This window comes from Dolichospermum lemmermannii CS-548, assembly GCF_028330815.1.
Lineage (GTDB): Bacteria > Cyanobacteriota > Cyanobacteriia > Cyanobacteriales > Nostocaceae > Dolichospermum > Dolichospermum lemmermannii.
The window spans coordinates 1-22,388 of the sequence record NZ_JAQMTJ010000182.1; the positions used below are offsets into that span (position 1 = coordinate 1).

At 36.0% G+C, this 22,388-nt stretch carries 19 protein-coding genes; 9 read left to right on the top strand and 10 right to left on the bottom strand.

The window, feature by feature from the left end; translation table 11 throughout:
- Positions 1-149: 149 nt before the first annotated feature.
- On the bottom strand, positions 150-1,259 hold the full coding sequence (gene proB / locus PN450_RS12070) for a glutamate 5-kinase (RefSeq protein WP_168651218.1): 1,110 nt from the start codon (positions 1,257-1,259) through the stop codon (positions 150-152).
- 14 nt (positions 1,260-1,273) lie between these two features.
- On the opposite strand from proB, the gene PN450_RS12075 reads away from it, so the two are divergent.
- Entirely contained in the window at positions 1,274-1,417 is a 144-nt protein-coding gene (locus PN450_RS12075) for a hypothetical protein (protein ID WP_271836492.1), read from the top strand.
- Between the two features lie 97 nt (positions 1,418-1,514).
- Here PN450_RS12075 and PN450_RS12080 read toward each other — a convergent pair whose 3' ends face one another.
- Both PN450_RS12080 and PN450_RS12085 read right to left on the bottom strand, forming a co-directional pair.
- Positions 1,515-2,243, bottom strand: a complete 729-nt coding sequence (locus tag PN450_RS12080; protein WP_213718406.1) for a hypothetical protein — start codon at positions 2,241-2,243, stop codon at positions 1,515-1,517.
- Positions 2,244-2,557: 314 nt separating this feature from the next.
- Positions 2,558-4,144: a helix-turn-helix domain-containing protein gene (locus tag PN450_RS12085; protein ID WP_271836493.1), complete on the bottom strand. Its 1,587-nt coding sequence runs from the start codon at positions 4,142-4,144 to the stop codon at positions 2,558-2,560.
- An 821-nt stretch (positions 4,145-4,965) separates the two neighbouring features.
- On the opposite strand from PN450_RS12085, the gene fdxB reads away from it, so the two are divergent.
- Together fdxB and PN450_RS12095 are read left to right on the top strand one after the other, a co-directional pair.
- Complete coding sequence (gene fdxB / locus PN450_RS12090; RefSeq protein WP_213710113.1) at positions 4,966-5,259, top strand: ferredoxin III, nif-specific; 294 nt, start codon at positions 4,966-4,968, stop codon at positions 5,257-5,259.
- Positions 5,260-5,758: 499 nt separating this feature from the next.
- The gene (locus tag PN450_RS12095) at positions 5,759-7,387 is read left to right on the top strand and encodes a cytochrome c oxidase subunit I (protein ID WP_271836494.1); all 1,629 of its coding nucleotides are present in this window, start codon (positions 5,759-5,761) and stop codon (positions 7,385-7,387) included.
- Positions 7,388-7,568: 181 nt separating this feature from the next.
- Here the strand turns inward: PN450_RS12095 and PN450_RS12100 are convergent, their stop codons facing one another.
- Positions 7,569-8,144, bottom strand: coding sequence for a Uma2 family endonuclease (locus PN450_RS12100; RefSeq protein ID WP_271836495.1), 576 nt, complete (start codon positions 8,142-8,144; stop codon positions 7,569-7,571).
- 321 nt (positions 8,145-8,465) lie between these two features.
- Here PN450_RS12100 and PN450_RS12105 point away from each other — a divergent pair, with 321 nt between their 5' ends.
- From PN450_RS12105 to PN450_RS12115, 3 genes are all read left to right on the top strand, one after another.
- Positions 8,466-9,035, top strand: a complete 570-nt coding sequence (locus PN450_RS12105) for a Uma2 family endonuclease (protein WP_271836502.1) — start codon at positions 8,466-8,468, stop codon at positions 9,033-9,035.
- Between the two features lie 72 nt (positions 9,036-9,107).
- On the top strand, positions 9,108-10,304 hold the full coding sequence (locus tag PN450_RS12110; RefSeq protein ID WP_271836496.1) for an AAA family ATPase: 1,197 nt from the start codon (positions 9,108-9,110) through the stop codon (positions 10,302-10,304).
- Positions 10,301-10,996, top strand: a complete 696-nt coding sequence (locus PN450_RS12115) for a DUF4276 family protein (RefSeq protein WP_271836497.1) — start codon at positions 10,301-10,303, stop codon at positions 10,994-10,996. The genes PN450_RS12110 and PN450_RS12115 overlap by 4 nt, the downstream gene beginning before the upstream one ends.
- 427 nt (positions 10,997-11,423) lie before the next feature.
- Here PN450_RS12115 and PN450_RS12120 read toward each other — a convergent pair whose 3' ends face one another.
- Both PN450_RS12120 and PN450_RS12125 read right to left on the bottom strand, forming a co-directional pair.
- Positions 11,424-12,722 (bottom strand): amino acid permease, encoded by a 1,299-nt coding sequence (locus PN450_RS12120; protein WP_271836498.1) that lies wholly within the window; start codon positions 12,720-12,722, stop codon positions 11,424-11,426.
- A 100-nt stretch (positions 12,723-12,822) separates the two neighbouring features.
- The gene (locus PN450_RS12125; RefSeq protein WP_148763930.1) at positions 12,823-14,025 is read right to left on the bottom strand and encodes an AAA family ATPase; all 1,203 of its coding nucleotides are present in this window, start codon (positions 14,023-14,025) and stop codon (positions 12,823-12,825) included.
- A gap of 499 nt (positions 14,026-14,524) precedes the next feature.
- On the opposite strand from PN450_RS12125, the gene PN450_RS12130 reads away from it, so the two are divergent.
- The gene (locus PN450_RS12130; RefSeq protein ID WP_148763928.1) at positions 14,525-14,983 is read left to right on the top strand and encodes a response regulator; all 459 of its coding nucleotides are present in this window, start codon (positions 14,525-14,527) and stop codon (positions 14,981-14,983) included.
- A gap of 3 nt (positions 14,984-14,986) precedes the next feature.
- Here PN450_RS12130 and PN450_RS12135 read toward each other — a convergent pair whose 3' ends face one another.
- Both PN450_RS12135 and PN450_RS12140 read right to left on the bottom strand, forming a co-directional pair.
- Positions 14,987-16,105 (bottom strand): hybrid sensor histidine kinase/response regulator, encoded by a 1,119-nt coding sequence (locus tag PN450_RS12135; RefSeq protein WP_271836499.1) that lies wholly within the window; start codon positions 16,103-16,105, stop codon positions 14,987-14,989.
- Positions 16,106-16,123: 18 nt separating this feature from the next.
- Positions 16,124-17,431: an ATP-binding response regulator gene (locus PN450_RS12140; RefSeq protein ID WP_271836500.1), complete on the bottom strand. Its 1,308-nt coding sequence runs from the start codon at positions 17,429-17,431 to the stop codon at positions 16,124-16,126.
- A gap of 780 nt (positions 17,432-18,211) precedes the next feature.
- Between PN450_RS12140 and PN450_RS12145 the strand changes: the two genes are divergently transcribed.
- Positions 18,212-18,934: a response regulator transcription factor gene (locus PN450_RS12145; RefSeq protein ID WP_015078446.1), complete on the top strand. Its 723-nt coding sequence runs from the start codon at positions 18,212-18,214 to the stop codon at positions 18,932-18,934.
- On the opposite strand, the gene PN450_RS12150 is transcribed toward PN450_RS12145, so the two are convergent.
- Positions 18,911-20,248, bottom strand: coding sequence for a lipid-A-disaccharide synthase-related protein (locus tag PN450_RS12150; protein ID WP_271836501.1), 1,338 nt, complete (start codon positions 20,246-20,248; stop codon positions 18,911-18,913). The two genes, PN450_RS12145 and PN450_RS12150, sit on opposite strands and share 24 nt — an antisense overlap.
- A gap of 80 nt (positions 20,249-20,328) precedes the next feature.
- Positions 20,329-21,162 carry a carbohydrate ABC transporter permease gene (locus PN450_RS12155; protein ID WP_015078444.1) on the bottom strand — a complete coding sequence of 278 codons (834 nt, stop codon included), beginning with the start codon at positions 21,160-21,162 and terminating at the stop codon, positions 20,329-20,331.
- Between the two features lie 235 nt (positions 21,163-21,397).
- Here PN450_RS12155 and PN450_RS12160 point away from each other — a divergent pair, with 235 nt between their 5' ends.
- A complete protein-coding gene (locus PN450_RS12160) occupies positions 21,398-22,234 on the top strand; it encodes a D-alanyl-D-alanine carboxypeptidase family protein (protein WP_041458202.1) in 837 nt (278 codons plus the stop codon).
- The last annotated feature ends 154 nt before the right edge of the window (positions 22,235-22,388 follow it).

Consider the following 22,388-nt stretch of genomic DNA (forward strand, 5'->3'; position numbering starts at 1 on the left):
GAGTAGATTCACAATTTGGTAATTGGTAATTGGTAATTGGTAATTGGTAATTGGTAATTGGTAATTGGTAATTGGTAATTGGTAATTGGTAATTGGTAATTGGTAATTGGTAATTGGTAATTTTCTTCTTTCTTCTCCTGACTCCTGCTTTAAATCAAAACTAAATTATCTCGGTGAATCACAGTATCTGCCTTCTCATAACCTAAAATTGCTGGTATTTCCCGTGACTGTCGGCCGCAAATTTTCTGCAATTCCTCACTATTATAATTCACCAATCCTCTAGCAATTTCCTGACCATTACTATCACATAACTGCACCGCTTCTTGATTGTCAAATTCCCCCTCTACGGCTCTAATTCCTGCTGCTAATAGAGATTTTCCGGCTTTGACAACAGCGGCGATCGCTCCCGCATCTAAATATAATTTTCCCCCAGGAATTAAACCATAAGCTATCCAGCGTTTGCGGGCTGAAGTTGGTTCTGGTTGGGGTGCAAAGTGTGTACCGATGAGTTCCCCTTGGATAATTTTTTCAATGTTCCGGGGAAACTGTCCTTGGGTAATGACTGTGCGGATACCAGCCGCGATCGCAATTCTGGCCGCAGAAATTTTAGTCATCATCCCCCCAGTCCCCCATTGAGAACCCTGTCCACCAGTTTGAATCTGTAAATCTGTCAGTTCTTGCATACTGCTAACTAAACTAATCGGTTTAGCATCAGGTACAGAACGAGGATCGGCTGAATATAATCTATCAACATCTGTTAATAAAAACAGCCAATCTGCTTCTACTAAACTGGCTACTAATGCAGAAAGGGTATCATTATCTCCAAATTTTAATTCTTCTACAGCTACTGTATCATTTTCATTAACAATGGGAATTACTCCCAAAGCTAGTAATTCTTGAAAAGTATTATTAGCATTAAGATAGCGGCTACGCTGTACCAAATCTGCCCTTGTTAATAATACTTGAGCAATTGGTTGTTGCAAAATACTAAATAAATCATCATATATACGCATTAATCTACCCTGTCCAACTGCTGCTACAGCCTGTTTTAAAGCTATAGTTTTGGGACGTTCCGTTAAACCTAACCGCGCACAACCTACTCCCACAGCACCGGAGGAAACTAAAATTACTCGATGTCCCTGTCGTCTCAAATCACAAAGAGTTTCCGCTAAAGTAGCAATGCTAGAAAGGGCTAATTGTCCGGTTTCTGGTTGAGTGAGACTAGAAGTACCGATTTTAACAACGATTGTTTTGGTCATTTGTCAGTTGTCAGTTGTCAGTAGGGGCGAAGCATTTGGAAGATAAATTATCGGTCATTGCCAAAAATAGTTCTCCAAATGCTTCGCCCGTACAGTTGTCGGTTGTTACCAAAAAATTGTACAGCGCCAATCCCTCTCTTGTGAAGGCAAGTAACTAGTTGCTTGTTTGCTAATTTTCCTTAATGGATGCTACGGAGTAGAATTCAGGTGTCAGCAGAGGTCTAGCAGGTCTAAACCTCTGCTTAGTCCTATCTTCTAAAACCCACGGAAGTTATAACCAACTCCCAACAAAACCCCGACATCAGTTTTACTAAAAAACCCAGCATTGACAGCGGCTGTGGCGGTTAATCTACTATTGAGAGGTACGTCTATACCACCAGTGACTAACAAAGCAGTTTCAGATTTATCGCCTGTTTCAATGACTGCACCTAATCCAAAATAAGGAGCTATGGGTAAAGCTTCTGTAAATGGATCTGGTGATTTAAAAGACAAGTCATAAGTGATAGGGACGAGAAATGTTGTGTTTGATCCTAGTATTACTGATGGTCTGACTGATAGAGTTTTGGTAACACCAATTTTACTAATGACAGTAAAGTTACCATCACTTAGGTCTGAAAAGCCACCGGAAGCACCAACGTTGAAACCAACACCGATGTAGCTACTACCACCACGAGTGGCTCTACCTATGCCAATTGGACTTTGTGCGATGCGATTAGATGGTTGTGTTTTTTCACTGGCTTCTGTAGAACCAGAATTGAGCATAACTGATGAAGTTTCTACTGTTCCTGGTATGGGTGTGATTGTTCCACTGGCTATTTCTTCTGTAGCAACGGTGGATATTGATGTTTGGTGGGTGGGAAGAATAATTGTTTCTGGCTCAACTGTCTGAGCATTTACGGAAAGTCCGCTCCCTAAAATTACCAAAGCTGCAAGACTTGGTAAGGTTAAAAAACTTTTACGAAAAATAATATTACTCACGTTCACTCCTCACTAGATTTAAGATTGACACCATCATCTTGACAAATTTCCTTAATACTCATCATTTAACACGAAAAATCAAAATTTGCATCTTGATTTTGTTTAATTAACTAAGTTGTGAGCATTGGTAACAATTTAAGCAATACCTTTGCCAAATTGAAAAAAGCCTTGACTAATAGTTAGGGTTGTTCGCGTTGCGGAGAAAATAGTGCGTATTTATACTGGAATTATAGGCATCCGTCATAACCAAACAAATGCGTTGGGTCGCGCTATCGCTTAACCCAACCTATAAAAAATAGCGAAGGTATTGCTTAATTATTTTAAGAAATATCTAGCAATTGTCTCAGAAGCATTTGATCGTCTAGTTTCGCTTTTAAACGACCTTTTTCCACGTCACGAATCCAGCTTTGGCTTTTTTCCATCAGCTTTGCTAGTTCCCTTTGGGAAAGGTTCATTTTTTTACGTCCTTCTGTCACTTGTTCCCCCAATAAATTACCTGTTTGTTGATGATTACTTTTGGATTTAGTGGTGCGACGTTGTTTTTTATCTGATTCTGAGCGGTTTTCCCAGTCTGGAGGGAGTTCAAAAGATAAAATTCGGGCATTCAGAAGCAAATTCCATTTACCACGTGGTCCGCTGTCTGTGAGACGATTTTCACCACTACCATCATTAATCCAAAATTCTAAAGCTTCCTCTGGATCTTCAGGAATATCAACTAATTTTGCCCACAAAGGTTGAATTTCTGGGGGATAGGTAACAGGATCAAATAATGGCTTTACTCCATAATGATTGAGAACTTCTAAATCATTTTCATAGGCTTTAAGGAGGCGTTTACGTTCTTCCCTGTGTCTAGAAGCTTGAGTCACTTTTTCCTCACCATAAGCAACGCGCAGCAAGGTAGGAATAGTAATCCTTTGTTCTCTACCCATTTTGGTTTTAAATAATAACCAAAGCATAAGTCTCACAGCCCCTTCATGTTGTTGCCACAGACTCATAACTGTGGTTAATAGGGTTTTGGGAAGACTGCCATACTGATAAAATGTGGTGCGTTCTTTGCATCCTTGTCTGTTGAAGAAATGTTGTGTCCAAATCCCAGCTTTGACTGTAAATGTCAGTCCGACTAAATATTTACAACCTTGATCATCTTCTTGAAAATGGTGCTGAGTATCTGTCAAATTCCATAGATAACTATCTTTAATAGAAAAACTGGGAACTCTACCCTGTTGCGGCCAGTCAATAGAAACCATGAGAGAACAAGTTTGATAAACGATGTTTTTAATTAAACCAAGTTTGGTGCTTTTGCTGAGGTCTTTACGTTTTTCTAAGCCCAAATACTGTTCAATTTGTCGTTCATCAATTGTAAATTCTTCTTCCCAAGGTTGATCTAGGGCTGTGATTTGAGCAGCAAAAATGAGATGGATACAAGCAGCACGAATGTCTAGATAATCAATTGCTTGTAAATTATCAGCGCGGTTATTAGCTTGAAATAGGTCTTGGATCTGAAAGGAAATTGTCCCTCGTCCTTGATTAACTGAGCGACTGTAATGTAAATTACCCTCCTGATTTTTTTCCCATTGTAAAGATGTTCGTTGCGCTAGTAAATTACAAGCTTCCCAAATAACTATTGCTGACGCAAAGGGATTATTCTTACCATTAGAAAATAAATCTGGACTAGTCGCATCACGTGGTTCAACTTTGCATCTTCCTTTTTTTGCGTGTGTAGGTATAGGCGCATTTGTTGGACAAGCAATCACACATTGTGGTTGTAAATAATAACCCTCACAATTATTACAAAGGGCAGGATCAACCCAATATTCATCATCTTCGATTTTGATTGCACCCGTAGGACATAGGGGTCGGCAGTTGTCACATCCCACGCAACTGTTGTTAGGAATTATATGTGGCATAGGAACTGTTCCTACTTTAATCGTTGAGATGTTTGGCTCAAGTCTCCCCTTAATGTGTCCAATTGATTCATAACTTGCTACCAAATTACCTCTATAACGAGAAGATATTTTTCTCGCCTGATTAATTACTGATATGGTTAATGAAGCCAGATTTTGTAGCTATTTATATTTTGCAAAGTTAGGCTTCATTGCTTCTTCATTAACTATAATTTTCATAAAGATTTCAATAAGATTGTTCGGGATGAGCTTGGCAGGATTTCTTAATATTTACCTGAATATTTACTGTCATAATGTTTGGTTTGGGCTATATAAATTATGCTAAATGTTTTTGAGTAACATCTTATAGGCGGGAATGGGTAATTGGTAATAAAGAATAGAAAACAAAATGGTTCAAAAATAGAGGAAATGATTTTTTAAAGTTTGTGTTTACTAATACCGTCAGGAGAATATTTTTATCTAATTAGAAAATATTTGCAAATAGGAAGTCAATTAAGCCAATAATAATCTTTGATAATTGATTATTATTCTTGTTACATAAGATATCTTTAGGCTAATTTATCAAGCTTTATTGAGAAAATAAATTTAAACACAATTCTAGAAACCTTTGACTAATAAGCTTTTTATCCAAGCACATTACCCAAATTTATCAATAAGTAATATCATTTAATATTTTGAACTAATTAAAAATAAATAATATTGTTTAGCAAGTCATCAAAATTTGATAAAAAGTTAATTTTTGTGATTGAAAAAATGAAATCTCAGGCTAGTATGAAGATTCAAGGATTAACTAACATCTAGCTAAAATTGCTGAGGTTTTATTCATGGCTACATTAACAGGATTGACTTATGGTGGTAATGCTTGGACTCCTAAATTTGCTCAAGAAATAGATAAAGAAAAATGTATTGGTTGTGGCAGATGTATGAAAGTTTGTGGTCATAAAGTTTTAGCTTTAATGGCTTTGAATGAAGAAGGTGAATTTGTAGTAGATGAAGATGAAGAAGAAGTTGAACGGAAAGTAATGGTTATTGCTAATCCAGAAAACTGTATTGGTTGTGAAGCTTGCGCTCGGATTTGTTCCAAGAATTGTTACAGTCATGACACACTAGATAAATAACATTCTTGGTAATTTTCACCGTGTGATGTTTTGCAAAACACTGGTTATTTTTGTCAAGTTTATCAGCAAGGTAATTAGAGGGGAATCTCGATATTTACAGCAATTGGTTAAAAAGTTCACAGTCAACAGAAACGTAAATCTTAACTTGTTATCATCTGAAAAAATCATACTTGCTACTATTTTTTCTACTGCTATTTGATTTATGAAAATATCAACTCTCAGATCCTTGATTTCTTGAATAAGTCGAGGATTTTGTGATTATCAATATAATTAGCGGCTCTACCGTTCCCTTTATGTAAAACAACATTTATTGTAGGTTGGGTTGACGGATGTTACCCAACAACTCTTACTATTCTACCGCCAATGTTGGGTTTCACTTCGTACCCTGCGGGAAGCAAGCTACAACCCAACCTACAAAAATTAAATTAATATTCTTCTCCATAAGGGGAGCGGTAGAACCTAATTAGCTAATAACTGACAAAAGACAATTTACAAAAATATGACACAAGTAAATTTTCCAGTTAATCCTCCACCTGATGAAAGTGAATCACCAACCCGGTTGGTTACTCATAGTTATCATCCCGAAACTGGGAAAGTTCGAGATTATTTTACATTTAATACTGATCACAAAGTTATTGGGATTCAATACCTGGTGAGTGCATTTTTCTTTTATCTAATTGGTGGGTTGATGGCGATCGCTCTCCGCACCGAATTAGCCACCCCAAACTCCGATTTTCTTGATCCAAATCTGGACAATGCTTTCATGACAAATCATGGCACAATCATGATTTTTTTGTGGATTGTTCCCAGTGCAATTGGCGGATTTGGTAATTATCTAGTCCCCTTAATGATGGGTGCTAGAAATATGGCTCTTCCTAAATTAAATGCGATCGCTTTTTGGTTAAACCCAGTCGCTGGACTATTACTATTATTAAGTTTCATCTTTGGTGGTTCTCAATCTGGTTCGACAGCTTACCAAACTTTATGGATTTTGGCGATTGTTTTAGGGGGAATTTCCTCAATTTTAGGTTCTCTTAACTTTGTCATCACTATTTTGATGATGAAAGTTTCCAGCATGAAATGGGATCAAGTTCCCCTATTTTGTTGGGCAATTTTAGCAACTTCTATCCTCGCTCTTTTATCTACTCCCGTATTAGCAGCAGGTTTAGTTTTGCTGTTATTTGATATTAACTTAGGCACATCTTTTCTTAAACCAGATGCAGGTGGTAACGTTGTTATTTATCAACATTTATTCTGGTTTTATTCCCATTCAGCAGTTTATTTCATGACTCTGCCGATTTTCGGAATTATATCCGAAGTTATTCCCACTCATGCCCGGAAACCGATATTTGGTTATAAAGCGATCGCCTTTTCCACAGTTGTTATTTGCGTCGTTGGTTTATTCCTTTGGGTACATCATCTATTTACCAGTGGTAAACCGGGTTGGATACGGATTTTCTTCACTATTTCCACACTCATAGTTGCAGTTCCCATAGGTGTGAAAATCTTAGGTTGGGTTGCAACATTATGGGGTGGAAAAATCCGTTTCACCAGCGCCATGTTATTCGCCATTGGTTTATTATCAATGTTCGTCATGGGTGGTTTAAGCGGTATAATTATGGGAAAAGCTCCCTTTGATGTTCACGTTCACGACACCTATTATGTAGTCGGCTATTTCCACTACGTTTTATTTAGTGGTTCAGTTTTCGGTATTTACGCAGGTATCTATCATTGGTTTCCCAAAATAACCGGCAGAATGATGAACGAAGCCTGGGGACGAGTTCATTTTGCGCTTACCTTCATCGGTACAAACTTAACATTCCTGCCCATGCACAAACTGGGTTTACAAGGAATGCCTCGCCGAGTTGTCATCTATGACCCCCAATTTACTACCTTAAACCAGCTTTGCACCATTGGCGCAATCCTTTTAGGTATTTCTGTGATTCCCTTCGCTTTAAACGCCATTTTCAGTTGGCGAAAAGGCGAACTCGCAGGTGATAATCCCTGGGAAAGTTTAACTTTGGAATGGACAACTTCTTCCCCACCTATTATTGAAAACTGGGAAGTTTTACCTGTTGTCACTCATGATCCTTATGACTACGGGGATAGCCATGATCAAAGTAAATGAACTACATTTTTTTGTCTCACGCAGAGTCGCAGAGTCACAGAGAGAAATTAAGAGAAATTGTAGGTTAGGTTAAGCGACAGTGCAACTCAACAAACCTCCAAAAATGAGTAATTCTTCATTATGAATTACTCTCCTATAATCCAATTTCATAAATATCCAAATCAAGATTAACAGGATTTTCTTATTTATCCTGATCAAATATTTGCGAAACTTTTAAATTTAGACTATTAAATTGTGGAGATAAAACTAAATCATCACCGGAGAAAATCCCAATCTCAGTGTAACTTTCATTAATTAATTCTAAAACTAATATGCTTTGGGTTTGGGGGTCAATAATCCAATATTCAGGAATACCACAATCTTGATATTGTAGACGTTTGGCAATGAAATCTCTATCTCTTTGTAATTCGCCAGGACTAACAACTTCAACAACCAATAAAGGTGGTAGCATTGATAGGCGAATAGTGTTCCGATTTGCTAATTGTTGAATATGCTCTTCTCGAATAATAGTCAAGTCAGGATAACGGTTTCTGGGTTCTCCTCTTACTTCCAATTCCAAACCATGTCCCCGCACTCTTTTATAACCCAAGAGAGAGACAAATTGAATTAATAAAAATGTGGCAATTTGCACATTGATTCCTGATTCTGGGGGCATTTCAATTAACTCTCCATTAAACAATTCATAAAGTTTTTCTGTACCATCATCATAAGATAAATATTCTTCAAAGCTTTGAAATTGATGTTTAACTTGTAGCATCAGAGTTACTCCATCTATTGCCGTAGTTAGTTAGATTTTAACACTATTTATTTCTCTCTACGTCTCTGCACGAAATTAAATGTAATTCACTCAGAACTTACGCAACTGGCATATTCGTAGGGTGCGTCAGATACCAACAATCTATTTATTTGCAGGATTTATGCAGTCTGACGTGGTTGGTGAGCTTGCCGAACCACACCCTACAACAGATTTTTGGTGTGACACTTCTATCACTTACCAGAAAATTTTAGACCTTCACATTAGCGATCGCCCCAATTTTGCTATAATCATGATCACTTCAATGTAATCGGTTACAACATGATGATTACCACTGTTGAGCGTCGTTATAGTTTAGATGAATATCGCGCCATTGAAGAAAAAGCTGAAGGGCGCAGTGAATATCATAATGGAGAAATTGTACCAATGTCTGGAGGATCACTCAACCACAGCCGGATAGGTGGCAATATTTTTGCATTTCTCAAGTTTTTGCTACGTGATAGTAAATTTGAGCCAATTAATAGCGATTTACGCCTATGGATTCCTGAATATAAACGCGAATTATATCCAGATGTGATGGTTTTTGCAGGTGAACCGCAACTAAATGAAAATCGCAGTGATGAAGTTTTAAATCCTATTTTAATTGTGGAAGTACTATCTCCTTCAACAGCAGATTATGACCGCAAAAGCAAGTTTCGGATGTATCGTTCAATTAGCAGTTTTTGTGAATATTTATTAGTTGAACAAGATGAACCTTTCATCGAGAAATATAGTAAACAATCTCAAGGTTGGTTATTAAGTGATTTTAATAATTTAGAAAAATCTATTTCTTTGGATTCAATTGGGGTTGAATTACCGATAGCGGAAATTTATCGCAGTGTTGTTTTTGGGTAAGTAGTGAGTTATAATAGGCTAGAGTAAGTTATTGTTACCTTAATTAAGTTTAAACCTAAACCGTAAAACTATATGAGATTAGACTTTGTAGAATATTGTCAAGATAAAGATTTGCCAAGTGAGTGGCGTTTAGATGGTTGTCAATTAGGTAATGTAAACTTAATTGTTGGTAAAAATGCCTCTGGAAAATCGAGAATGCTTAGAAGTATTAAATTTTTATCAGATTTTCTATCTGGTGAAGAAAAGCTCAGTAGACTTGATGGTAGGTTAAGAGAGTGGAAACTAACTTTTGATTCTTATAACGGAGATAATAAAAAAGTCTACATATTGAAAGTTGAGAATAGTCTAGTAATTGAAGAAAGTTACACTGTTGGATCTAAATGTTACCTGATGAGATATAAATCAGGTGAAGGTAAAATTTGGGCTGAACAATTAAAAAAAGAAATTGATTTTGAAACACCTCCTAATGAAGTCGCAGCTTTTCATCGAAGAGATTCTATCCAGCATCCTTTTTTTGACAAAGTTTACACTTGGGCAAGTTTATTGAGGTATTACGAATTTGGAACAGATTTAGGCAGAAGTAGTCTTGATGTAATTAACACCGAAAGCGTTGCGATAATCAAAAAAAATATAGACTTCAAAAATAAAGATCATGTAATTCGCATATTCAAATTAGGAGAAAAAGAGTTAGGAGAAAGTTTTATTGAATCTATCAAATCAGATATGTTATCTGTTGGTTACAGAATAGATGAAATTGGTACTAAAACGCCATCAACTTCGATTTTTCAAGAAGGTAAATCCTACTTGCTAGAAGTAAAACCGCAATATATTTATGTTCAGGAAAGTGATTTAAAAGATAAAACTGAACAATCAATAATATCTCAAGGGATGTTTAGAGTATTATCCTTAATTATTCAAATAAACTACTCACTATTAGCTAAAAAGCCTAGTTCTATTTTGATAGATGATATTGGTGAAGGACTCGATTTTGAAAGATCATCAGCGATGGTTAAGTTGCTTATTAGCAAAGCACAAACTGGATTAGTTCAGTTAATTATGACTACAAATGACAGATTTATTATGAATGGTGTTCCTTTGGAATATTGGTCAGTGATTGAGAGAAAATCAGGATTAGCTAAACTTCATAACATACATAACTCAAAAGAAATATTTGATGATTTCAAATTCACTGGTTTAAACAATTTTGACTTTTTTGCAACTCAATTTTATATGGAGGGTTTTGGTAATGAGGAGAATATAGAAGAGTGAAAAAATTAGCGATTTTTGTAGAGGGTAAAACAGAACAGATTTTTGTCGCAAAGTTGCTGAGAGAAATTGCTGGAAAATTTCAGATGACCATAGAGATTAAATCTCGGCAAGGAAGTAACTTACCTAAAGTAATAATGAAAGATTCTGTCACTTCAGAAACAAAATTTTATGTGTTAATTCATAACTCATGCGGTGATGAACGTGTTGTTTCAGACATGAAAGAGCTGTATAATCTTTTAGCTAAAGATGGCTATGATAGAGTAATAGGTTTAAGAGATATTTATCCAATATCTATAGCTGACAAATCTAAGTTGCAAAGAGGTTTGAATTATGCTTTGCCAAAAGGATCAATTCCTATAAATATAGTTATTGCTGTTATGGAAGTGGAAGCCTGGTTTTTAGCAGAATATAATCATTTTCTCAAAATAGATCCGCGTCTTACTCCAGAGCAAATTCAAGCAATGTTTGGATTTAATCCTCAGACTGATGATATGGAACAAAGACCTCATCCTGCTGATGATATGAAACAGATTTATAACTATGTCGGTAAAGGTTATAACAAGAGCGAGAAACAACTCAATAGACTTGCATCTCATTTAGATTATGAGTTTATATATATGCACCTTATCAATAGCGTTCCTAGTTTGGGAGAATTTGTTGGATATATTGATAAATTCATGATTTCTCCATAAAGATGATATATGAAGAAATGTATTTATCTTAATAGTCTGAAAAGATACAATAATATCTTCCTGTCGGCAATTTTTATCTACCCAATGGAGGAATCATGACATACCAAATAAATATTAAATAATTAAATATTCCGATCACCTGACGAACTTTAACAGCATATCCCTTTGTTTGCACTATACAAACAAGGGATTTTTTTTATGCAAATTCGTAAATGATACCAATTGCAGATGATAATCATCATTTTATATATCTTAGGGGGGACTGGATTCCAGCCGAATAAATATTAAATATTAAGTAGCCCGATTACCCTACCGGACTTTAGCTCCAAATCCTCTCTTGTCATTATCCGATAAGAGAGGTTTTATTCACTTTTTATCAGCTTACTCAGAAATCTGCTAATTTTCATTAACCGAAAATTATTCATTTTTAGAATTGATATATTACCAAAATTTGTCTACATATTAAAAATAATGCCCCGACCATAATCAATATTAATGTTATTTTTCCCCCAGGAACTAAGGTTTGATAGTTACCATTAGTAAATTCTGGTGTTTGACTTTGTTTCCAACTCATTAATGCTGGCATAATTCCTCCTAGAATGGAAACACTAAATGCGCCAGTATATTCTAAAGCATGAAAAAAGATATTAGGATTAAATGTTCCTAAACTCAGGGGTGGAAGCAACACTAAAGAATAGAGAGGTAAACGAGAAATTTCGCTTTTGGTAATGGTGGAAATATCTTTAAAGAAGTCTGTTAACCCATAAGTAATCCCAATAAATGATGTCACAATTGCAAATTCAGAAAAAATTGATAATAACACAGCAAACCATTCTCCTGATTGACCAGTTCGGAGAATTTCCAGTGGATCAAATACTTTCTCATTTTCGAGATTATGCGATAAAATATCTGGAGTCATGCAGCCTAAAATAACCGCATTCCAAGCTAGAAACATGAATAAGGGAATCACTGAACCAATAATCATAGATTGGCGAATTTTGGGAATGTCTCCTTCCAATTGAGTTACAACCAATGGAACAATACTATGAAAGAACATTGCTACATAAATAACAGCAATAGCATTACCAATAGATTGCCAATTTTGTACTAGAAGTTGAGAGTTTTGGAATTGCATTCCCCCTAATATTAATAAACCGAAAAAAGCAATTAGTAAAATAATAATAAATATACCATTAATCTTTTCTACTAATCTATCTTTACCCCAATACATTAGGCTGCCAAATACTAGAAAAAAACTTACTGTTCCTACCCACTGAGGTGAAATATGTTCTAATTCCCAAACTTGATCAACTGTGGTTATTAAAATTTTGCCACCTTCAGTCATATATGCCACCAAGAGGGCATAGTGGTTAAATATATAGGCAATTCCGGCAATTCTCGCTCCTGGTTTACCGAGAATCTTGGCTATGATTGCTAATAAACCTATATGAGAAATACCCTCAACTCTCATCACATTTAAAGTCAATTCTGCAACTAATAAACCGGAAATTAAAGCATACAGCCATACAGTAATAAGTAGGATTGTAGATGGTATAATCCCAGATGGTAAAGTTACCGCAGGTAATCCAATAATCCCCGCCCCAATGGTAGTTCCGACAATTAAAGCTGTATTTCCAAAAACACTACCAGGTTGATGTTGAAATTTATTATCATCAAACTTTAGGTGAGAAAATAATCGCGTTACTGGTTGTTCTTGTTTATTCATAGTGCAGGTAATTAGTGTTATTTAGTGTTATTTAGATCCCCTATTTAGATCCCCTACTTCTCTAAGAAGTCGGGGATCTTGTTTCTTGTTTTTTGTTTTATTAAACAAATTTTTTGCTAAACTCACAGATTAAGTCTACCCTACCTTTACGTAACATGGCTGGATCTAATCTTTCTGTGGTATTACAAGTCATTAGTATTACTAATTTCTGTTGCATTTGCATCACAGATTCATCAATTACGCTTTGGTATAATGTCCCATCTAATAAGGCTAGAATATGCTCGGTTTTGTTGTTATATTGTGCTACTTCTGAAGCTCGATCTTGAGCTAAATTATCAGCTTCATTGATGATAATACAAATCTTTTCTAAATATGTTGGCGGCACAAAATTAGTAATGGCATCATGATCTAAAATGAAAATTACATATCCTAAAGGAACAAGAATTTCCTTAGCCACACTTTGTGTCCATGCTGTTTTTCCTGTACCTGGTGCGCCATGGACTACAACGGCTAATTGATTTTGATCTAAAATTGTTTGTTGAACTATGTCAGTAAAATTTTGAATGTCTTGGGGAAATGTTAGCAATGGATACTGACTATGAACTTTCCCGACACGACTTTGATAGCCACTCAGCATTACTGCTAAATCATAGGTGGCTTTATTAATTAATGGCTGCATATTTTTGGCCATTAAAGTGTAGTTTCTTCTACCTCTTTCATAAGCTTCAATCTGTAGCCAAATATCATGTTCTGACCAATAGGCATAAACTGTATTAACTACATCTAACCTTTCCCAATTCACAAATTTTTCAACGGGGAAATAAAAGTCTCTTTCTGAGTAATATTGAGTGATAACATCAGGACGTTCTAATAGTTTCAAAACTCGTAAAACGGTTATTTCTTGGAGAAGATTCAGAACATAGTCAATGGGAATACTATTACGACTGACAAATTGAACGAGAGGTGTTTCTGTTGTCAAAAAGTCTTTATGGCGATGTTCTGGGGTGAGCATATCTGGTGTAATATAATTCCAATATTTTTGGAATTCACCACGGGTATAATCTGAAGCTAAATTTAAAATATTTGCCCACCAAGCATACTCTTTTCTCGCTAGAGCATCAGCATAATAGCTGGCTAAATTAATACTTTTCTGGGTTAATTCTTGAGTATCATGAAATAAAATTTTACCGAAGTATTCCCAATCAAAATCTCTGTGAAATGGCCGCCAACCACTAGATAACAAGTGTTGAAAGTTCTTATTGGTGTTATTACTTTCGTTGGTTCGGAAATAGTCAAAATCCATAGTCAAATTATTCTCTGTTTAAACAGGCAATGATGCACAACTTTTTGATCACACTTATTTATGTAACATACTATAGCATTACACCAAAAAGGTTTTACTGCCTACCGCTGTTGGTGTAGCCTGTCCTTAGGGTAACCTGCTAGATTACATAAAAAGAGGTCGTGTCAACTATTTTACACGAGTTATGAATTTGTTGATTTTTCTAAATAAATTTATTGACAATTTTGCATATAATCAAAATATATCTGCTAAAAGTATTAAAGCTGGATTTTTATTTCCTGTTCAAATTGGTGTCAGGATTTAGCCGTCAGTTGTCATCTGATACAGCTTTTAATCCAGAAATACAGGAAATTAACACTTCCTCTTTTTTGCTGTTCTGGCTTTTGGCTGATAGCTGAATGCTTACAAATCGGTTGAGATAATAACCAATGAGGATTTACAAGTTTGTCTATTATGCCCAAAAAAACCACTACTCCCCATTAACTACTCTGGAGACGAGATGTATCTAGCGCATTCATTCATGAGTGATGAGAAACGGAAAAAACATCAACAGCCTTTAATTTTAGTGGTAGAAAATCATGATGATAGTCTACTGCTAATGGGTTATACCCTTGAGTTACTTGGTTGTCAGTCTATTTGTCAAAAAGAAAGTTCAAAAACAGTATTTATGGCGAAAGAACACCAACCTGATTTAATTTTATTAAATATTTTTTTACCAGGTATGAGTGGACTAGACGTTATTCGATATCTAAAGCAAGAATCATTAACTTGTCATATTCCCGTGGTTGCTGTTACTGTTTTAACTGGGAGTGAAGATAAACAACATATTCTAGAAGCAAAGTTTGATGATTACATCACTAAACCTTATATGATTGAGGAATTGGCAGCAATTATCTACCGATTACTAGGTAGAAAATTTGAGCTATGCTCAACTTTAGAAGTGCAGCACATTCATTAATAATTATTCAGTGATTTTAGGTAATTTGACTGTGAATATACTACCTTTACCCAGTTCGGAGAAAAGTTCTATTTTACCTCTGTGTGCTTCAGCAATCCGGCTGGAAAGGTGTAGTCCTAAACCACTACCTGATCTTTTATTCTGGCCTTGGTGAAAGCGCTCAAAAATTGTTCCCTGATCTTCTGCCGCAATGCCATAACCTGTATCTTGAACTTCGATGACTATTTCACTAAGATGATTGATTGCGGATAAGGTTTCAAAAATGCGAATTTCTATACTACCTGTATCAGTAAATTTAATCGCATTACCAATTAAATTATTAAACACTCGTCGTAATTCTAAGCGATCGCCGTTAACTATTCCCCCATTATTTCCAGTTGGGCTTAATTCATGGGTATCCAATTTTAAAATTAAGTTTTTCTCCTGTGCTAGGGGAGTTAGTTCACTGACTACTTCAGCCGCAATTGTTGTTAAGTTACATGATTCAAAGTTGAGGGTTTTTTTCCCAGCCTCAAAACGGTAAACTTCTAGCAATGTATTTACCATTTCCAGAAGATTTTGATTACTGCGAATCATCACATGAATCGGTTGTTTCATTTCTGAAGGAATCTGACCAAAGACTTCTTGCAGAAATAAATTTAGCATTCGATCAGCGGCTACTAGAGGAGTACGTAAATCATGGGTGAGACGAGAAACAAAGTCTTCTCGCTGTAGTGTCATTTTTCGTTGTTCGTCAATACTGTGCTTTAATCTTAACAGCGATCGCACTCTTGCTAATAGTTCTTCTGTCTCAAAGGGTTTACAAATAAAATCATCAGCACCAACATCTAAACCTTTAACAACGCTAGATTCGTTATAAGCTGTCAGGAGTAGGATCGGAATATAGTTGATTTCGGGATTATTCCGAATCCGTAGAGTAACTTCATAACCATCTATTCCCGGCATCATCACATCTAAAATAATCAAATCCGGTGGTAATTCTGCTACTTTTTCTAAGGCTGCTTGACCATTGGTAGCTGAATCAACATGATATCCCTCACTTTCTAAAAGTGTTCTCACTACATCGAGATTATCTTGGACATCATCAACAGACAAAATTCGGTCTTTTTTTAAATTAGACATAGTTAACTTTTTGGTAATCTACAACCTGATATGAGGATAATTCATTAAAGCTTTGTTCGGGGAATATACAGAATGAAAATGATGCTGATGAGAACTAAAAACTACATTACCTAAATCTGCTGCTAAATTGATTCTTCGGGGTAATTCTATTTTAAACGTTGAACCCACTCCTAATTGACTTTCAACACATATTTTTCCTCCCATTATCCCCACTAGTGAATCAATAATAGCCAAACCCAAACCTGTCCCTGAATATTTACGGCTGATACCTTGATCAATTTGATGAAATGCTGCAAAAATGTTTTGAAAATCTTGAGAAGCAATCCCAATTCCTGTATCTTTAACAGTTATTGTAACTTGATTTTTAGGTGTTTCTCGAATTTCTACCCAAATATTGCCAGATTCTGTAAATTTAACAGCATTGGTCAGTAAATTAGTGAAAATTTGCCGTAATCGGACTGCATCATTAAATACTGATGTATTCTCTAAGTCTGTTTTGACTAACAAAGATAACTTTTTGGCTTCAGCTAAGGGGCGGATTTCTGTAACTACGTTACTAACAACTGCTGATAAATCCAACATTTCTGGCTTTAGTGCTAATTTCCCAGATTCTAGCTGAGAAAAATCCAGAATTTCATTGATCTTTATCAGGAGATCTTTACCATTATTGAGAATTTTCTCTACCATGACTAGTTGTTGATTTGTCAATTCACCAAATTTAGGACGTAATAGAATCTGTGAAAATCCAATAATCGCATTCATGGGAGTTCTTAGTTCATGGGATATGGTGGCTAAAAATAGTGATTTTAAACTGGATGCTTCCAAAATATTGAGGTTTTGTTCTTGAATATGCTGCTGCTGTGCTATGAATTCTTTCTGCTGTAAAATTAGCTGTTCACGACTTTCTTTAAGCTGTTGATTTGCTAAATTTAGCTGCATTTCCGTATGGTGAATACGAATTGCACTGCGTAACATTTGAGCTATGGTTTCTGGCGATAATTTAGACTTAATAAAATACTCGGTAGCACCTAATTTTATCCACTCTTGGGCTATTTTTTCATCTCCTGAATCTATGAGAATTACTAAAGGAACTTGAATCCCTGAAGATTGTAATTTATGAATTAATGTTAAGCTGTCTTGATTTGGTAAGTGATAGTCGAGAAATATGCAATCATAGTGATTATGGATCAGGGCAAAGAAGGCTTGACTCCCATCCTTAACTTCATCAATTTCCATCTTAATACCTGTTTTAGTCAGAGCTAAACTTACTATTAAGCCGTCTACATGATCATTTTCTACAACTAAAATTTTCAGCGGTTCTTCCATCGGTTTTTTTTTGCTGTCAAATACAGATTTATGTTCAGCATTTCTGTTTTTACAGTCTCTAGATTGTACAAATAATCAACATGATTTTTTGCTGAATTAGCAGATTTATTCCCAAATAAAATACTTTATCCAGTTAAAAACATTGTAAATTACTAATTCATTAACTGTCCTCACCCATTAGTGAGAGTTGCATGGAAACATTGTGTACCATTAGCGTAAGTATTTAAACTTAAATAGTAGGAATAATTGCTAAATAAGGATCACTTACCTCCTGCGGATGAATTGGTTTTTAGAGCAGGTATCAGCGTTAAAAGTCTTTTGGTGTCTGATAGCAGTGTGGATTTAGTCATGTTGGATGCTATCTTAGTACAACCACGGAAATGGCACAATTATGCAAAATAGTTGCCAAGCTGACTGGATCAGCTTTTTAACCTTTAATTTTTGATTTTTGACCTCCGCATTGCGGAACTGCTGTGTTGAGTCCATTGTAAATTTGGTGATTATGGTGTAACTGTAATTTTTCTGATTTGTCTCAATAATCTCATTTGTTTTGGGAAAAATATCCATATGTCTTTAGCTAGATTTTTGCATCTATTGAAATTCAAAAATCAATTATTCGTTATTCCTATTGGTAGATGTTTAATGGTTCACAGATCGTATATGCTTAAGGTTGGGTAAATTGAATACAATTCTTAAAAAACAAACAAGCTTTTTTTCCCTCTCCTCCCTTCTGTCTATTGGCACTACTTCAGAAGTAATCTGATCATCATGGGTGTAATAATGAGTGAAATTAGTATTCTGTTAATTGAAGATCACGATTTAACCCGCATGGGACTCAAAACTGAATTGCAGTCACACAGCGGCTTTAAGGTGATTGGTGAGGCAGCCAATGCGACTCAAGGACTAAAACTTTTAGAAACAATCAAGCCAAATGTGGCTGTGATAGATATTGGTTTACCTGATATGAGTGGAATTGAGCTAACGCGTAAATTTAGACGTTATCAGACAGAAACGGGACAATTTCAGACGAAAATTTTGATTTTGACGATGAATAATACTGAAGATGCAGTTCTAGCGGCTTTTGCGGCGGGAGCAGATTCTTATTATATGAAGGAAACAAGTATTAATAAATTTACTGAAGCTGTAGAAGCAACTTTTCATGGTAATTCTTGGATTGATCCAGCGATCGCTAGTGTCGTATTACGAAAAATGCGTCAAGGTGTCCCCGGTGATCATCAATCATTGGACAAGCCAAAAACTGTAAAAATCGAAGCTCTGGAAATAGAATATGAACAAGTTTTAGAAACTTATCCCCTCACCCAAAGGGAACTGGAAATTTTAGAATTGATTGTGGGTGGTTGCAGCAATGGCCAAATCGCCGAAAAATTATATATTACTGTAGGTACAGTAAAAACTCATGTTCGCAATATCTTAAATAAACTCTGTGCTGATGATCGAACCCAAGCAGCCGTGCGGGCTTTACGTTCTGGGTTGGTAGTTTAATTTTTCCTGCAAACATTCTGCAATCCGTTGTGCTGCACCTGCACGTCCCATGCGCTGCAACCCATTTTCAGCAATCTCATGTAAGAGGTCAGGATTTTTGAGTAGAGATTGGATAGCGGGGAGAACTTGTGATGGTTGGTTGACGAGGGTGAGAGATATTCCTAAAAGCCGACTTTGAGCTTCTGCAAAAGCGGGGTTGTATTGAGGTCCATGACCAGAAATAGCGATCGCTGGTTTTCCCAAACCGATGAATTGTTCTGTTGCTGTTCCAGCCATAGCGATCGCCAGATCACCTAAATGTAAGCATTCATTATAGGCTTGTTGGGTCAGGATAAAATAAGCATTTTTTTGGTTAAAAGTCAAGCTATCAGGGTCAGAAATTGGTAAAGGAGATTGATCACACCGTCGCCAACCTTGAAGATGTAAAGTTTGGGATAAAATACTACAATCTAAACCAGGAGCGATCGCCCCTAAAAAAATCATCGTCCCCGCAGCCCGAAAGATGGAATCTGGTTGTCGTAAACTAGCCGTCAGCGCAGATACAGCAATCATGATGATTTCCCAATTGTTGTAAGCTTCCGGCGCACGAGAACCGGGTAACAGAGTCACAATCAAAGGCCGAATCACTTCTTCGAGTTCAGCATCAGGACGATAAAACTGTTGTGCGGTAAAAATCTTCTGCAAACCATCCATCATGGGATTCCCCACATCCACAGCGGGAATTCGCCATTTTTTGAGAATTTCCGTAGTCAGAGCATCTCTAGGAAACACAGCCCGACAACGGCCACGACTCATCAACCATCTTTCCCAAGGATGGTAAATTGAACCAGAAAAATTTTCCCACCATGCGGACTTTGATTTTCTCGGTAATAATCCCGCTTCATCGCGCACATAGTATTCTGATTTAGCAGTACCTACAAAGGCATAATTAGCACCACTCACTGCTGCAAACAACAGGGGAACAATATCCCCCACCGCTAGAATAGCTTTGGGATTACCTAACTTGGTTTGTGAACTTACCCAACTGCGGATAGATTGAATTTGATTAAGAGTCAACTGCACCAACCCACCCCGCAGATCGCGCATTAATTCGCGGCTATCCATATAGATAAAACCACCAGAAGGCATAGTCTGCACCTTACCAATCATAGAAATATCTATTTGTTGATAAGCACGTCCTTCACCTACTATTGGTAAAGCAAAAATATCTGGTGGAGAAGATAATTGTTGTAGAGCCTGGATAATCCGAACAGCAATGATATCTTCTCCGTGACCATTGCTTAAGACTAATAACTGTAAACGAGAATTGGTCATTGATTTTTAAAATACGCTTTAAGGACAAGGAATAATAATTCGCTCTAAATCTAAATTTAAGCTCTTTTTTATCGGTATTTTTAGCCCTTGACTCCACTCCCTGTATCCGTAGGAACAATATATTTTTGTAGAAACAAAAACAATAATAGCACTGGAGTAATAGAAATTACTGAACCAGCAGCTACCAACCGCCAATCTAAAGAAAATGTTCCCGCTAACTTAGCTACCCCCAAGGGTAAAGTATATAAACTTTCATCTTGGATGACAATTAAAGGCCACAAAAAGTCACTCCAAGCACCAATAAAGACAAAGATAGCCAAAGTAATCAGCGCTGGACGAATGGCAGGTAGCATGATGTGCCACCACAATCCTAACTCAGAACTACCATCTAAACGAGCCGCTTCTTCAATTTCCTTTGGCACACCTATTAGAGCCTGCCGTAATAAAAATATACCAAAGGCAGATGCCAAACTAGGAAAAATTATTCCTAAGTAACTATTTCTCAACCCTAGTTGCACTGTCAAAATATATAAAGGAATCATGACAATTTGGAAGGGAATCATAATTGTGGAGACAATGGCTATGAAAATCCCATTTCTGCCCACAAATGATAGTCTGGACAAGGGATAAGCCGCTAAGGAACAAAACAACAAATTTAAACCAACTGTTAATACTGATACTAGGATACTGTTGTATAAATAAGTTGCGAATGGTAAAAATTGCCAAACTTTAGAGAAGTTTTCTAGTGTTGGCTGACTAGGTAATAATTGGGGTGGTGACTGCCAAATATTTTCCGTTGGTGATTTTAGTGCTGTGCTGATTAACCATAACAATGGAAACAGCATCACGATAGCGATCGCACTGAGTATGCTATAAATAATTAAAGTTTGGATGCGGGAGTTTTTTAACTTCATATTTTGTTAAAAATGATTAAGTGTAAAGGTTGTTAATATAACTATTTGTAACCTAACAAATAAACTTTATCCTATAATTATACACACTAATTTTACCTCAAGTGACAAAAAACCAGATCCCTGACTTCTTGAAGAAGTTGGGGATATGAGTCCTGACATTGTGTCTTAATAACATAAATTCTAGGAAATTGTGGGATATGATGAAATCGAAATTTTCAAAATAAGTAATATTTTTATGAAACCAATTCTGCAAATAGCAGCATTTGTAACTATAATTATTTTTGTGAGTGTTACCTTGGTTTCTGTCCATAAAGTTTTTCGAGATCAGTTAATAATAACTCCCCAAATTGCCAAGGAATGTTTAACTAATTCCAGCTTACCTTGTGACAATTCAAAGTCATCTATAAATATACCATTTATTCCCGATCAGAAATTAGATGATCAACAACGGTTTTTAGCAACAATTGCCCAAAAAATCCCCACAATTCCCCAGGATGATACTTTTGAATATACTTTACTACGTTCCTATGGAACAGTATTTATTAATCAAGAGTCAGGAATTAATTTACCACAAAAAGTGATTTTAGATAACGAATCAGAAACAAAATCTTTTCAGAAGACAATGAGTATAGCTTTAGTAGATGGCACTCAAGAATGTTATTTACAAAAAACCGCAGCAGCAGCTTTAAATAAGGCGAAAAGTTTAGAAAATATTCCCCTTAAATCAGGTTATGCTGGTGATTGTCTTCGCAATTTTGCCACTAATTTAAGATTTTGGAATAAATACGCAAATAGTGAAACATTAGCAAGAGTCAAAGCCGGAAAAGAAACAAAAATTCTCGGTTTAGTTGCACCCCCCGGTACGTCACAACATCTGTGGGGATTAGCAATTGATTTACAAGTATCAACATCAACCCAAAGACAGGCTTTAAATGAAAATGGTTGGTTTCAAACTGTAGTTAGTGATCTTCCCCATTGGACTTATTTAAGCCAGAGTGAAGATGATTTACCCAAATTTGGATTACAACAAAAAACTATCCAAGGAATTAAATATTGGGTAACACCAATTTAATTTGTCAGTTGTTAGTAGGGGCGAAGCATTTGGAAGATAAATTATCGGTCATTGCCAAAAATAGTTCTCCAAATGCTTCGCCCGTACAGTTGTTAGTAGGGGCGAAGCATTTGGAAGATAAATTATCGGTCATTGCCAAAAATAGTTCTCCAAA

Bases quoted from the DNA above. Each gene is read 5' to 3' on its own strand.
- proB (WP_168651218.1), bottom strand. From the start codon at position 1,259: ATGACCAAAACAATCGTTGTTAAAATCGGTACTTCTAGTCTCACTCAA.
- PN450_RS12085 (WP_271836493.1), bottom strand. From the start codon at position 4,144: ATGCCACATATAATTCCTAACAACAGTTGCGTGGGATGTGACAACTGC.
- fdxB (WP_213710113.1), top strand. From the start codon at position 4,966: ATGGCTACATTAACAGGATTGACTTATGGTGGTAATGCTTGGACTCCT.
- PN450_RS12095 (WP_271836494.1), top strand. From the start codon at position 5,759: ATGACACAAGTAAATTTTCCAGTTAATCCTCCACCTGATGAAAGTGAA.
- PN450_RS12100 (WP_271836495.1), bottom strand. From the start codon at position 8,144: ATGCTACAAGTTAAACATCAATTTCAAAGCTTTGAAGAATATTTATCT.
- PN450_RS12105 (WP_271836502.1), top strand. From the start codon at position 8,466: ATGATTACCACTGTTGAGCGTCGTTATAGTTTAGATGAATATCGCGCC.
- PN450_RS12110 (WP_271836496.1), top strand. From the start codon at position 9,108: ATGAGATTAGACTTTGTAGAATATTGTCAAGATAAAGATTTGCCAAGT.
- PN450_RS12120 (WP_271836498.1), bottom strand. From the start codon at position 12,722: ATGAATAAACAAGAACAACCAGTAACGCGATTATTTTCTCACCTAAAG.
- PN450_RS12125 (WP_148763930.1), bottom strand. From the start codon at position 14,025: ATGGATTTTGACTATTTCCGAACCAACGAAAGTAATAACACCAATAAG.
- PN450_RS12130 (WP_148763928.1), top strand. From the start codon at position 14,525: ATGTATCTAGCGCATTCATTCATGAGTGATGAGAAACGGAAAAAACAT.
- PN450_RS12135 (WP_271836499.1), bottom strand. From the start codon at position 16,105: ATGTCTAATTTAAAAAAAGACCGAATTTTGTCTGTTGATGATGTCCAA.
- PN450_RS12140 (WP_271836500.1), bottom strand. From the start codon at position 17,431: ATGGAAGAACCGCTGAAAATTTTAGTTGTAGAAAATGATCATGTAGAC.
- PN450_RS12145 (WP_015078446.1), top strand. From the start codon at position 18,212: ATGAGTGAAATTAGTATTCTGTTAATTGAAGATCACGATTTAACCCGC.
- PN450_RS12150 (WP_271836501.1), bottom strand. From the start codon at position 20,248: ATGACCAATTCTCGTTTACAGTTATTAGTCTTAAGCAATGGTCACGGA.
- PN450_RS12155 (WP_015078444.1), bottom strand. From the start codon at position 21,162: ATGAAGTTAAAAAACTCCCGCATCCAAACTTTAATTATTTATAGCATA.
- PN450_RS12160 (WP_041458202.1), top strand. From the start codon at position 21,398: ATGAAACCAATTCTGCAAATAGCAGCATTTGTAACTATAATTATTTTT.